Raw genomic sequence first — 13,674 nt, forward strand, 5'->3', positions numbered from 1 at the left:
GTGCCGCTTTATAGTTAGTCAGTAATTTGTCCGTTGGTGCGCGACGGGTCGCGTCCTACGTTCTGGCAACTGAGCTAGTGCCGCTTTATAGTTAGTCAGTAATTTGTCCGTTGGTACGCGACGGGTCGCGTCCTACGTTCTGGCAACTGAGCTAGTGCCGCTTTATAACTTACTCAAACACACCAACCCCGCGGGGGTTATCGTCTTGAGCGGGGCAGGATTCTACAATAATCTAATGTGTTTGCAAGTGTTTTTTACAAATTAAAGAATTTTTCTCTATACACCTTTAATTCCATAATAGAATCTTTAATGTCATCAAGCGCAAGGTGTGACCCTTTTTTATTCACCTGTGCCAAAACTTCAGGCTTCCAACGTCGGGCAAGCTCTTTAATCGTGCTTACATCTAAATTTCGATAATGAAAAAAGTCTTCAAGCTCGCGCATGTATTTATTCATAAAGCGTCTGTCTTGGCCTATTGAGTTACCACACATAGGTGATTTACCCGCCGGCACCCACTGCTTTAAAAAATTAAGCGTTTGTTCAACCGCATAAGCCTCATCATATGTACTGGCTTTACAACGCGCTGTTAAACCAGATTTACCGTGCTGCGTAGTACACCATTCGTCCATGCCATCTAGCAGCTCATCACTTTGATGAATAGCTATAGTAGGACCTTCCGCGAGTATATTTAAATCGGCATCAGTTACCACTGTTGCAATTTCGAGTATTTTATCCGTGGCAGGCTCAAGCCCAGTCATTTCCAGATCAAGCCAAATTAAATTAGATTCATTAATAGTCATAGTAACCTTAAACAGTGCTTTTCTTTAGATCCAACGCATTTCGATATATCATATTAGCATCAACCGTCGAGCTAAAGCTTTTTTTATACCATTTTGGTTAATTAAGTAATCTATTTTGAGGTAGTAAAACCTTGTCGATAGCAAGGCAAAAATTTTGTTATTTAGTTGTTCTAAATGAGAAATTTTTTAACGTAGCTAGCGTCAGGTTTAGCCACTCAAAATGGTTAGGTATTGCCAACTGGTATTAACGCAAAGCCGACATTTAAACCAAGGTTATAGGCCAAAAGTGGCAAAACAGAAAAAATTAAGTAAAGGCCAATCTCGCAGGATCAAGGCTAATCATCAAAAGCGCTTAAATAATGCCGATACAAAATTGGCAAAAGGTGGCGCACAAGAATGGCAAACAGATAATCTGGGCGCAACCGAAAACGCCGTCGTGATCAGCCGTTTTGGCCAACACGCCGATGTAGAAACACAAGAAGGTGACGTACTACGCTGTAATATTCGCCGCACCGTTACAAACTTAGTGTGTGGTGACGAAGTACTATTTCGCCGCGCAAAAGTAAGTGAAGGCGACTTAGCGGGTGTTATTGAAGCAACACAAGAGCGTCGCTCGCAACTTACGCGTCCCGACTTTTACGATGGCGTAAAAGTAATCGCTGCAAATATTGACCAAATTTTAATGGTGTCGGCCGTATTACCAGAGTTTACGCCCAGTATTATCGACCGTTATTTGATTGCCTGTGAAGACATGGGCATAGAACCTATTTTAGTACTTAATAAAATCGACTTAATTGACGATGAAGGCTTAAACGAGATTCAAAAAATACTCGATATCTATCGAGGCCTTGGCTATCAAGTGCTGCTTGTAAGTAGTGTAACCGGCGAAGGTATAGAGGATTTAAAAAGCGTACTGGTTGATAAAAATAATATTTTTGTTGGGCAAAGTGGCGTGGGTAAATCAACCTTAGTTAACACGGTACTTCCTGATGCCGAAATATTAACCAAAGAAGTATCAGAAAACAGTGGCTTAGGGCAACATACCACCACTGTATCACGCTTACATCACCTTCCAAGTGGTGGTAACCTAATAGACTCACCAGGCATACGTGAGTTTGGTTTATGGCATTTAGAAGTAGAGCGTGTTACTTGGTGCTTTAAAGAATTTAGAGAGTTTATAGGTGGGTGTCGCTTTAGAGACTGTAAGCATTTAAACGACCCAGGCTGTATAATTCAACAAGCGGTAGCCGATGGCGATATCTCGCAAATGCGATTTGACAGCTACCACCGTATTTTAGAAACAATGGCCGACGGCCGTGCTGGTGCACGTGCACCTCGCGTTTAATTTAGGAAACAATCTGTGAGTTTAGACAAATTTAAAATTGCAATGCAGTATGCAATGCCAAAGCACTTTATTTCACGCGTAGTAGGTAAATTAGCAGCAGCAAAAGCCGGTGCTTTAACTACGACGCTCATTAAACTTTTTATTAAGCAATATAAAGTAGACATGAATGAAGCCTTGCATGAAGACCCAGGATACTACAAAACGTTTAATGAATTTTTTACCCGCCCATTAAAAGAGGGTGTGCGTCCAATGGCGCAAGGCGAGAACGTCATTACGCACCCTGTAGATGGTGCTATTAGCCAACTAGGCGACATTGTTGATGGCCAGTTAATACAAGCAAAAGGTCACGACTACAGCCTACAAGCACTCTTAGGTGGTTCTGAAGATGATACAACGCCATTTTTAGGCGGCAAATTTGCAACTATTTACCTAGCGCCAAAAGACTATCACCGTATACATATGCCAATAGACGGCACACTAAGTAAGATGATTTATGTACCGGGCGACTTATTTTCGGTAAACCCGCTTACAGCACGGAATGTCCCTAATTTATTTGCGCGTAACGAGCGTGTAGTCGCTATTTTTGAAACCGAAATTGGCCCTCTTGCAATGGTACTTGTAGGCGCAACCATTGTAGCCAGCATTGAAACTGTTTGGGCAGGCACAGTAACGCCACCAGCCGGTAGCGATGTGTTTAGCTGGAACTACCCAACTCAAGGTGAAAACGCCATCACCCTTAAAAAAGGTGAAGAAATGGGCCGCTTTAAACTAGGTTCAACAGTGGTACTTGCATGGGGTGCTGACAAAGCAGATATTTTAGACGACCAACTGCCAGAAACAGTAACGCGTTTAAACACCGCATTTGCAACAATTAAAGAAAGTGAAGAGCTATAAGCTGTAAGCTGTCAGTTGTCAGTTGTCAGTTGTCAGTTGTCAGTTGTCAGTTAAAGATTAGAAAGCACCGCGTTTATTACAAACGCGGTGCTTTTTTATTGGTAGACGTAAAGCTTGCTCACGTTAAAAATACAAAGCGTAGATAGATTTTATATCAACGCGCCTGCAAGCAAGGCGTTTACAACTTTATCCTCTAAAGCGCAGCGCCTCTTAACCTTTCAGTGAATAAATAGCTTAATATTTTGCACAAAGAGAAGTGAAAGAGGAATAAATGAGAAAACTTAAAACAAATACTTATTTTAAGCTTATCTTTTCCTCTAAAACGCAGCGCCTCTTAACCTCTTTGTGAATTAATTCTTAAAAAAAGAGTGCAAAGCTAGTAGCAGCGAGTTTACCTCGCGTCGGATATTTTGCATTAATAAATGTACACAGCATAAATTCCAAATGCGCATGCAAGGCGCCTACAGATTAACTAAACCACAATGCTAATTTTAGCTGTAGACGTAGAGCTTGCTCACGTTAGAAGCGCAGCTTCTCATGGCTTCCCTCGCGAATTACCTCATACTTTATCCACCGCACTCTTTGCAGTTGGAATCTTTAACTACTTTAAAATGCTGTTGCTTTAAGCTCAGCGCATCGAAGGTAATAAACACACTACCTACAACATGCCCTAACAGCATATTAAGTGTCAGTTGTGCCTGCATAGAGCCAACAACTCCCAATAACGGGCTTATTACACCCGCATTACTACAATTTACAGCGGGCGTGGCGTCACTTTTTGCAAAAACGCAACCATAACATGGGCTATTGTTTTGCCTAAAATCAAAGCCCATAAGTTGCCCACTACTTGCAATTGCAGCGCCTGTAATTAAAGGCAGCTTATGAGTAAAGCAATAATGGTTAACACTGTAACGTGTGGCAAAATTATCAGAGCAATCCAGTACTATGTCGGCATTATTTAAAAGCCCAGCTGCGTTGTTATTATCGAGTTTTTGACAATGCGTCACTATATCTATTTGATTATTCAAACTCGCTAATACTTTGCCAGCGGCCGCGACCTTGCTTTGCCCTAAATGATTTATTTTATAAAGCACTTGGCGCTGCAAGTTAGATAGCTCAACGCCATCATCGTCTATTAAAATAAGCGTACCAATACCTGCTGCGGCTAAATACAAAAGCGCAGGGCTACCTAACCCGCCCGCACCGACTACAGCAACAGTTGCAGCTTTGAGTGCTAACTGCCCTTCTAGCCCCACTTCTTTTAACAATAAGTGACGGCTGTAACGCAGGGTTTCTTTATCGCTGAGCTTATCCATTTGACTGGTTTATAGCACTTTGTAGTGCGCTAATAGCTGCAATATAATCATCCGATTCAGTAATCGCTCTTACCACAGCAACACTGCCTACACCTGTTTGTGCAACTTCGCTTGCGCGGGTTAAATCTATGCCGCCAATGGCAACGGTTGGGTAGCTTTGCATTAATGGCACACACTTTTTAAGTTTATCAAGCCCTTGTATTTGGCCGCTCATATCTTTGGTGGTGGTTGGATAAATAGCACCAAACGCCATATAACTTGGTCGGTAGTTGTGCGCACGTAGCATTTCGTAAAAGCCGTGGGTAGAAAGCCCAAGTCTTAATCCCGCCTCTTTAATCGCTGCTAAATTAGCGGTTTCTAAATCTTCTTGGCCTAAGTGTACGCCGTAGGCACCGTGCTTAATTGCCAACTGCCAGTAGTCGTTTATAAATACGTGAGCGTTATATTTTTTACCCAGCTCTACGGCCTGCTTAATGAGTTCATCAAGCTCAAGGTCGGTTTTATTTTTAACGCGCAGCTGCGCCGTAGTAATACCTTGTTGCAAACATTTATCTAACCAATCTAGGCTATCGACTACAGCATATAAGCCTAACTTTTTACTTTCACAAGGTGCAAAATCAGCCGCCATATTAAATTCAAGTGGCACATCAAAATCTAGTTCATCACCAAGCCAGCTGCCAGGCTCTATTACTTGCGGAAAATCATCTAAATTTGTAGGAAAAGCGGTATGCGCAACCGGGCCTATTCCTTCGCCGTACCTAACCGATTGCTTTAAGCCTTGGTTTATATAGGCTTTAGCTAAAATAAAGGCATCTTTTAGTGGGTAGCCTTTTGCTAAACACGCGGCAATAACCGAGGCCATACTGCAACCAGTACCATGACTATGAGGGCTTTGAATTTTTTTATTACCGAGCCAATACTCTTCGCCGTTTTGTGTGCAGTAATCGATACAATAACCTGTTGGATAATCCCAGTGCCCGCCTTTAATCACAACCGCTTTTGCGCCCCAGCTTAATAGCTTTTTAGCAGCGTCTTTCACTGCACTTGGGCCAATTAAATACACCCCTGTTAATAATTGCGTTTCGTGCGTGTTAGGTGTTATTACATCCACCAGCGGCATTAAGCATTCTTTAATGGCACTCACGGTATCTTCTTCTGTTAATACATCACCGCTTGAGGCAATAGCTACCGGGTCATAAACAATTACTGGCGGTACAGGCCATTTAGCTTTGTAATGTGCTATATGCTCGCTTATTAATTGAATTTGCTGCACATTGGCCAGCATGCCAATTTTAATCACTTTGGCTTTCATATCGCTTTCGAGTGCTAGTAATTGCGATTCAATAATATCGGTAGATACCGCGTTAATCGCCTCCACACCTAAGCTATTTTGTGCCGTAAGCGCGGTAATTGCAGTACATCCATGCACGCCGAAACTTTGCATTGCTTTTATATCCGCTTGAATGCCTGCACCGCCGCCAGAGTCGGAGCCGGCAATTGTCCACACTAAATTATTCATACTCTTTATTTCCTTACTGCTGATGCCAAAACGGCATACCCATTGTCGGGGTTGAGGGGGCTGCTAAGTCTTTTTCAGGCATTGCTTTGGCATTATAAGCAAAGCGCCCTGCCTCTACCGCGGCTTTAAATGCACGACTCATCGTAACTGGACAGCCAGCCCCTGCTATTGCTGAATTTAATAAAACCGCATCATACCCTAATTCAAGTGCTTGGCAGGCATGCGAAGGCAAACCCAGCCCTGCATCCACAATTAATGTGGTGTTTGGTAAGCGCTCACGAATTGTTTTTAAATTATAACTATTTAAAAGCCCTTTGCCGGTGCCAATAGGTGCGCCCCAAGGCATAAGTACTTCACACCCTAGCTCATTTAAACGCTGGCAAAGCACTAAATCGTCAGTGCAGTAAGGCAATACTTTAAAGCCATCATTAACTAATAATTTAGTGGCTTCTAACAAGGCGAATGGGTCAGGTTGTAAGTTGTAGTCATCACCTATTAGTTCAAGCTTAATCCAATCGGTTGCAAATACTTCGCGGCACATTTTAGCAAGTGTTACAGCTTCTTTTACACTGTGACACCCTGCTGTATTTGGCAGTATTTTAAGGCCCGTGTTTTTAATAAGCTGCCAAAAATCATCCCCCGCGGCCACGCTTTGCTGGCGCCTTAATGACACCGTTACTATTTGCGCACCAGAGGCTTTTATAGACTCTTCCATCACCGCTGGCGATGGATAAAGCGCCGAGCCTATTAACAAACGGCTATTTAGTTGCTCGCCATAAATAGTTAAGCAATCGTTACCTTGAACCATGCTACCCACCTTGTATAGGGGATAACAATTCAATGCTATCCCCTTCGTTAATTGTGGTGCTTGCATGCAAACTTTGTGGAATAAATTCGCCATTCACCGCCACAGCAAATGGAGGCTTTGCACCAAAATGTTGTAATACATTAACAAGTACTGCACTTTCAACAGTAAGCAGCTCACCATTAATTGTTATAGTCATTTATTACTCACTCTATTTTTGATAACGCATCTTTCACTAACGCAGGGCCCAACATATAGCCATGACGATATAAGCCATTAATACTAATTACGTTTCCTTCTTTTAAAACTTCTGGTCGGTTGCTTTTAAATGCAGGGCGTAACCCGCTTTGAATATTGAGTAATCGAGCCTCAGCAAACCCACTGTGCACAGTATAAGCGGCCGAAAGTAGCTCAAGCGTGGAGCGCACCGTGGCAGGCCCGCTATCATCAGACTCAATTTCGGTTGCACCAATTACATACTCATTATTGGGTTTTGGTGCGATATAAATTGGATAGCGTGGGTGCATTAAACGCACAGGCCGCGTTAAGTTAACCTCTGGCGCATGTAATCTGGCTACCTCACCACGCACTCCTCTAAGTGGCTTATCGGCTTTAGCACCTAAACCACGGCAATCAATAATGTAATCAAACGGGCGGTTATTCACCTCGCCATTTTGAATGCTAACGCGTTGGTTAAACACAAACTTAACCTTACGCTTATTAAGCATGGTAAAGCTTGCTTTATAAAAAGCCTGATTATCAATCTGCCCTTCGCAGGGTAAAAACACCCCTTGGTTAAAACGATTAGCTAATTCGGGCTCTAACTGTGTTATTTGCTGAGCATTTAACGCCTGCGCGCTATGCCCTGCTATAGGCTTAATACGCTGGCTAAAGCTTTGTAAGTCACCTTTATCTTGCTGGTGCGCCACAACCAGCGTGCCTTTTTGCTGATAAAAAACCTCACCTTCAAGCTCGCTCACTATTTCTGGCCAGCGCTTGAGTGAATTTAGCCCCATGATCGCCAAATCCGTTTCACACAATACCGACTCTGCAAGGGGTGCTAACATCGCAGCTGCCACTTTACCGGCACTATTTTGAGTATGCTCATCAGTGGCTTCAAAAACAGTAACATGGTGCGACTTACTAAGCTCAAGGGCTGCTAAGCGCCCTGCTAAACCAAAGCCTACAACGGCAATGTTGTAAAACATAAACACTCCTACATGAAGCTCAAAGCCGCAGCTGTCAGTAAAGTAACTATTGCCTCTATGCTAGTTACTTTATTGTTGATATCTGACAGCTGAAAACCGCGCTACAGCGCTTTATGGTAAATTTCTGAGCCCGACTGCTTAAACTCTTCCGACTTCGCTTTCATTTGCGCTTCTACATCAACCATTTTGATCTCAATTGCATCACCAACATTGTTAGGATCGATCCCGCGTGATTCGAGATCTTTGGCGTAATCACGTACCTCTTGGGTAATTTTCATTGAGCAAAATTTAGGGCCACACATAGAGCAAAAGTGCGCTACTTTGCCAGACTCTTGCGGCAGGGTTTCGTCGTGATATTCACGGGCACGTTCTGGGTCTAGGCCAATATTAAATTGGTCGTGCCATCTAAATTCAAAGCGCGCTTTTGATAATGCATTATCGCGCTCTTGCGCGCCGGGGTGGCCTTTGGCTAAGTCGGCCGCATGTGCTGCAATTTTGTAGGTAATTAGGCCCTCTTTTACATCTTCTTTATTGGGCAAACCTAAATGCTCTTTTGGTGTTACATAACACAGCATTGCACAGCCGTACCACGCTATTTGTGCAGCGCCTATACCCGATGTTATATGGTCGTACCCTGGTGCTATATCGGTCGTTAATGGGCCTAAGGTGTAAAAAGGGGCTTCGCCACAATGCTCTAATTGTTCATCCATATTGGCTTTAATCATGTGCATTGGCACATGGCCTGGGCCTTCAATAAATACTTGTACATCGTGTTTCCACGCAATTTTTGTAAGCTCCCCTAACGTACGTAGCTCGCTAAATTGCGCCTCGTCGTTGGCATCAGCAATCGAACCTGGACGAAGGCCATCACCGAGTGAAAAACACACATCGTATTGTTTTAAAATTTCGCATATATCTTCAAAGTGCGTATATAAAAAGTTTTCTTTATGGTGTGCTAAACACCACTTAGCCATAATTGAGCCACCGCGCGATACAATACCGGTTACTCGCTTTGCCGTCATTGGCACATAGCGCAGCAATACTCCGGCATGAATAGTAAAGTAATCAACACCCTGTTCGGCTTGTTCAATTAGGGTATCGCGAAAGATCTCCCACGTTAAATCCTCTGCCACACCGTTTACTTTTTCAAGCGCTTGATAAATGGGAACTGTGCCAATGGGCACTGGCGAATTACGTACAACCCATTCACGCGTTTCGTGAATATAGCGCCCTGTTGATAAGTCCATTACGGTATCGGCACCCCAACGGGTAGACCACACCATTTTTTCTACTTCTTCTTCGATTGATGAGCTTACCGACGAATTACCTATGTTAGCGTTAACTTTAACTAAAAAATTACGCCCCACTATCATGGGCTCGGTTTCTGGATGGTTAATGTTGTTTGGTAAAATAGCACGACCACGGGCTATTTCGTCACGTACAAACTCAGGGGTAATAAAATCAGGAATACTCGCCCCAAACGACTCACCTTTGTGTTGGGCTGCTAGTAGCTCTTCTCTAATTTTTGCTCGGCCCATGTTTTCGCGTATGGCTACGTATTCCATTTCTGGAGTTATAATGCCTTGGCGAGCATAATGCATTTGGGTTACGTTTTTACCCGCCTTACCACGGCGAATTTTAGGTAAATGCTCAAAACGAATATGATCCAGGCCATCATCGGCCATACGCTGCTGGGCAAATTGCGAAGTAACCGACTCGAGTACTTCAGTGTCGTTGCGATCTTTTATCCACTGCTCACGAAATTTTGGTAGCCCTTTGCGTACGTCTAACTCAAAGTTAGGGTCGGTATATGGGCCTGATGTATCGTAAACACGTAGTGGCTCGTTTGGCTCATACACAGGGTTTTGCTCATCGCCACCAATAAACGTGTCGCTTAATGTAATTTCGCGCATACCCACACGCACACCGCTTTGGCTGCCCTCAACATATACTTTTTGCGAACTTGGAAATGGCTGACCTGTTAAATTATAAATATAGTCAGACGCGGCTGCGCGCGTTTCTCGACGTGTAGACTTATTTGTAGTGTTTGACATGACTTACCTCATTGCTAAAGGGTTGTCTTGTCAGATATTCCATAAGGAATAGAGAAAGATCGTAAAGCAGTGTTTATGCTGCTTTGCGGCCTAAAATGGCTAGTTATTTTGTTGTGCGCATAAAAAAAGACGCACAAGCGTCCCATTTTAGGCAGCTTGTTCCCTACGCAGGTTTTAACCTGATCAGGTTCACGGATCCCGCTTTCGCGATCTCAGCCTTAACGAGTTAAGGCACTCCGACAAGTAAAATATATAAAATTTGTTCGTTGATTTACCATTGTTTTTTAGCAAATCTACGCTGAGTGTACGCCAGTTTAAAATTGCCTGCAAGAGGCAACCTCAAATACTCATATCACTACTTTGCAATAAACAAAAAAGTTTTATTACCTTGCATAACCAACTGTGAGCCTTGCATGGTAAGTGTTGCCCCCTCTCTGAGCGCTTGTAAAAACTGCTGTTCTAGCGCATCAACATCTGCCCCGCACGACTTACGTGTCATACCTAGTTTATTAACGCTAATGTTGCTGTCTTCAAGCTCGCCTTCACCAAAAAACTTATTACATCCTGCAAACCCGTTTACTTGCAACGCTTCAATAAAGCTTATTGACGCTCTGTAAGAGGCCGGCACAGCCAACCCATCAACCTTTGATAGTTGCCATTGTGTGTACTTTAGCTGCTCAGTGGTCACCGTCCCTGTGGCTGTACAACCAATACATAAACCGATCAAAAGTATCGGTAGTGCTGCTAATTTCATGCTATTACTAACTAAATATTTAATTACAGTAATAGTAACAATTTTTATGCGGTTTATCCGTTAAAAATGCATGTTTTAAATGTAAATTTTTGTTCTATGGTAGTTTAAAAGTTAAACAGCTTAATTTAGATCACAATTTTTAAATAAGTTATCCATTTCGGGTGGTAAAAAAGGGCGGCCTTTTTCGTTAACCGATGTGCCAATTACTCTAGCTTGAAGCATTATTTTTTCATCGCTTTTGCGAACGATTGCCTGCTTAAACGCAAACTTTAACCGGCTTATACGCTCAGGCTCTACCGACACATAAAATTCATCTTCAGGCACCAGTGAATGCTTGTAATCAACCTCACTGCGTATCACTACTAGGTTAACCTTTTGCTTGGCAAGCAATGCAAAATCGACCCCATTCGCAAATAAAAACTCATGGCGGGCATGCTCTAAATAATTAAAGTACACACTGTTATTTACAATACCTTGCAAGTCACATTCGTAATGGCGCACTTTAAAATCAACTTTAAAGGTCATATTAGTAATCCTGATTATTTAACGTATAATCGCTGCGTTATAACACAAGTATTAAAATAATTGCTACCATACAAGTCCCTAAAATGGAGTTAAGTAACCTAATGAACTTACGTTTGTCTTTAATTACTGCGGCGTTGTTACCGCTAATTAGTACACCACTTATAGCAAACGCTGATGACAGCGACCTAGAACGAATTGTTGTTACCGGCGACTTTCAACGTGAAAGCATTCAAACATTAAGCGCGAGTGCGAGCCTATTTAGCGAATCTGAAATTAATCAACGCGGTGCAAGTTTCTTAGACGAAATGCTAGGTAGTACAGCCAACGTAAACTTTACTTCAGGTGCCTCTCGTGGTCGTTATATTCAAATTCGTGGTGTGGGACTTCGCTCACAATTTGTAGACCCAATTAATCCATCGGTTGGCTTGGTCATCGACGGCATAAATTACTCGGGTTTAGGTGGCAGCTCTTTATTATTTGATATTGACCACGTAGAAATTTACCGCGGCCCACAAGGCACTCGCTTTGGCGCAGACGGTATGGCCGGTATGATCCAAATGGAATCAGCACAAGCCACTGCCGATCCTAGTTTAAAATTGCAAGTGGGTATGGGCACTTACAACTCACGCGAAGCAGGCCTTGCGGCAAGTACTGGCTTAACCGATGATACAAGCGCACGTGTAAGCTACTTTCGCAGAAAATCAGATGGCTATGTAGATAACCTATATTTAAATGACGAAACCCAGCAACAAGATGAACAAGTAGCCCGTTTTAAATTAAACAGCCAACTTACTGAACATTTAAACACTGAGTTAAACCTACACTACATAGACATAAACAACGGCTACGATGCGTTCACGCTTGATAACAGCCGTAATAGCGTAGCCGACGAGCCAGGCCAAGATAACCAACAAAGCTACGCCATTGGTATTAACAATACTTACACAGGCTTTGATGCTTTTGACGTAAGCTTAAACCTTTCAGCCATTGATACTGAGCTACTTTACAGCTTTGACGAAGACTGGGTATGTAACGATGCAAGCGAGCCACAATTATGTGCAGCAGGCTTGCACCCTTGGGGTTATAGCTCTACCGATGTATACACGCGTGATCGTGACGATCAATCAGCTAATTTACAACTAAATTCTAAAACAGGTAACTGGGTTGCCGGTGTTTACTATCAAAACCGCGATGTAGATTTAGAGCGTGAATACACTTGGCTTGCAAACCCATTTGCTTCAACTTATGAAACTAGTAACGTAGCTGTTTACGGCCAAGTAGCCACACCTATCGGCCCTAAAACCACGCTCATTACCGGTTTACGTGTAGAGCAATACCAAGGTGATTACACCGACAGCAACGGCTTTATTGAAGAGACAGACGACGTAATGGTAGGCGGTAAACTAGCACTTGAATACCAAGTGATTGATCGTACTATGATCTACGCAAGCATTACTCGTGGTTATAAAGCTGGCGGTATTAATTCAGAAGCATTAGCAAAAGCTAAAGATGAAGGCTTAAACCTAGATGCTGATTTTTTCCAGCAGCATACAAGCTTTGACCCAGAATACCTTTGGAGCGGCGAATTTGGCGTTAAGGGCTCATCCCTTGATGACAAATTTACCCTGCGTTTAGCCGCATTTTATATGCACCGCGACAACATTCAGTTAAAAGCATGGCAAGTAGAAGGTCAGCAATTTACAGGCTATGTTGATAATGCAAGCTCAGGTAGTAACTACGGGCTAGAGGTTGAAGGTAGTTACCAACTTACCGAAGACTTATTCTTAACAGGTAGCGCCGGTTACTTAAACACAGAAATTGACGACTTTGTAACGCAATCGGGCTTAAACCAAGACGGTCGTGAGCAAGCGCAATCACCTAAGTATCAATACGCATTTAGCGCGCGTTACAACTTTACTAATGAGCTGTACGGTATGATTGGGGTTGAAGGTAAAGACGATTATTACTTCTCAGATAGCCATAACTCACAAGCACCCAGCAGCAATTTAGTAAACTTAAGCTTTGGCTACGAAGCCGACATGTGGGCAGTACGCGCATGGGCACGTAACGTATTTGACGAAGAAGTACCAACCCGCGGCTTTGAGTTTGGTAACAACCCACTTGATGGCTACGAAACACATACCTACGTACAATTAGGTGAGCCAAGAGTAGCGGGAGTAACGTTTACGTTAGAGCTGTAAATAAAGCTGTTAGTTTTAGCTGTTAGCTGTTAGCTGTCAGTTGTCAGTTGTCAGTTGTCAGTTGTCAGTTGTCAGTTGTCAGTTTAAGATTAAAAAACACCGCGCTTAATTAAAGCGCGGTGTTTTTTTATTGGCGTGAAGCTTGCTCACGCAAAGCTGTTAAAACTCAATACGCGGCATAAAGCCACGACTACAACATGACCCTCTAAAGCGCAGCGTCTCCTAACCTCTTTGTGAATAAATCACTTAATAT

Annotated in this window: 12 protein-coding genes and 1 riboswitch; of the genes, 3 read left to right on the forward strand and 9 right to left on the reverse strand. The window is 42.9% G+C overall.

From position 1 onward, the window contains the following. Positions 1 to 254: 254 nt before the first annotated feature. On the reverse strand, positions 255 to 800 hold the full coding sequence (gene orn / locus AN393_RS19045; protein WP_055016877.1) for an oligoribonuclease: 546 nt from the start codon (positions 798 to 800) through the stop codon (positions 255 to 257). Between the two features lie 286 nt (positions 801 to 1,086). Here orn and rsgA point away from each other — a divergent pair, with 286 nt between their 5' ends. Further along, the gene (rsgA, locus tag AN393_RS19050) at positions 1,087 to 2,145 is read left to right on the forward strand and encodes a small ribosomal subunit biogenesis GTPase RsgA (protein WP_055016880.1); all 1,059 of its coding nucleotides are present in this window, start codon (positions 1,087 to 1,089) and stop codon (positions 2,143 to 2,145) included. A 15-nt stretch (positions 2,146 to 2,160) separates the two neighbouring features. After that, the gene (gene asd, locus AN393_RS19055) at positions 2,161 to 3,039 is read left to right on the forward strand and encodes an archaetidylserine decarboxylase (protein WP_200909056.1); all 879 of its coding nucleotides are present in this window, start codon (positions 2,161 to 2,163) and stop codon (positions 3,037 to 3,039) included. A gap of 566 nt (positions 3,040 to 3,605) precedes the next feature. Here the strand turns inward: asd and AN393_RS19060 are convergent. The 8 genes from AN393_RS19060 to AN393_RS19095 form a co-directional block, all read right to left on the reverse strand. Next, positions 3,606 to 4,355, reverse strand: coding sequence for a HesA/MoeB/ThiF family protein (locus tag AN393_RS19060; protein ID WP_055018901.1), 750 nt, complete (start codon positions 4,353 to 4,355; stop codon positions 3,606 to 3,608). After that, positions 4,348 to 5,874: a thiamine phosphate synthase gene (gene thiE / locus AN393_RS19065; protein ID WP_055018902.1), complete on the reverse strand. Its 1,527-nt coding sequence runs from the start codon at positions 5,872 to 5,874 to the stop codon at positions 4,348 to 4,350. Before thiE ends, AN393_RS19060 begins: the two co-directional genes overlap by 8 nt. Before the next feature lie 13 nt (positions 5,875 to 5,887). Then, positions 5,888 to 6,682 (reverse strand): thiazole synthase, encoded by a 795-nt coding sequence (locus AN393_RS19070; protein WP_055018903.1) that lies wholly within the window; start codon positions 6,680 to 6,682, stop codon positions 5,888 to 5,890. 1 nt (position 6,683) lies between these two features. Then, positions 6,684 to 6,878, reverse strand: coding sequence for a sulfur carrier protein ThiS (thiS, locus tag AN393_RS19075; protein WP_055016873.1), 195 nt, complete (start codon positions 6,876 to 6,878; stop codon positions 6,684 to 6,686). A gap of 7 nt (positions 6,879 to 6,885) precedes the next feature. Further along, entirely contained in the window at positions 6,886 to 7,887 is a 1,002-nt protein-coding gene (locus tag AN393_RS19080) for an FAD-dependent oxidoreductase (protein ID WP_055018904.1), read from the reverse strand. A 101-nt stretch (positions 7,888 to 7,988) separates the two neighbouring features. Further along, positions 7,989 to 9,941, reverse strand: a complete 1,953-nt coding sequence (thiC, locus tag AN393_RS19085; RefSeq protein ID WP_055016871.1) for a phosphomethylpyrimidine synthase ThiC — start codon at positions 9,939 to 9,941, stop codon at positions 7,989 to 7,991. Positions 9,942 to 10,084: 143 nt separating this feature from the next. Next, a riboswitch (TPP riboswitch) is annotated at positions 10,085 to 10,190 on the reverse strand. Positions 10,191 to 10,296: 106 nt separating this feature from the next. Beyond that, a complete protein-coding gene (locus AN393_RS19090; RefSeq protein WP_055018905.1) occupies positions 10,297 to 10,695 on the reverse strand; it encodes an META domain-containing protein in 399 nt (132 codons plus the stop codon). A 120-nt stretch (positions 10,696 to 10,815) separates the two neighbouring features. Then, the gene (locus AN393_RS19095; protein ID WP_055016870.1) at positions 10,816 to 11,220 is read right to left on the reverse strand and encodes a thioesterase family protein; all 405 of its coding nucleotides are present in this window, start codon (positions 11,218 to 11,220) and stop codon (positions 10,816 to 10,818) included. 101 nt (positions 11,221 to 11,321) lie between these two features. Here AN393_RS19095 and AN393_RS19100 point away from each other — a divergent pair, with 101 nt between their 5' ends. After that, the gene (locus AN393_RS19100) at positions 11,322 to 13,421 is read left to right on the forward strand and encodes a TonB-dependent receptor (protein ID WP_055018906.1); all 2,100 of its coding nucleotides are present in this window, start codon (positions 11,322 to 11,324) and stop codon (positions 13,419 to 13,421) included. Positions 13,422 to 13,674 lie beyond the last annotated feature (253 nt).

The organism is Pseudoalteromonas sp. P1-25, assembly GCF_001401805.1.
Classification (GTDB): domain Bacteria; phylum Pseudomonadota; class Gammaproteobacteria; order Enterobacterales; family Alteromonadaceae; genus Pseudoalteromonas.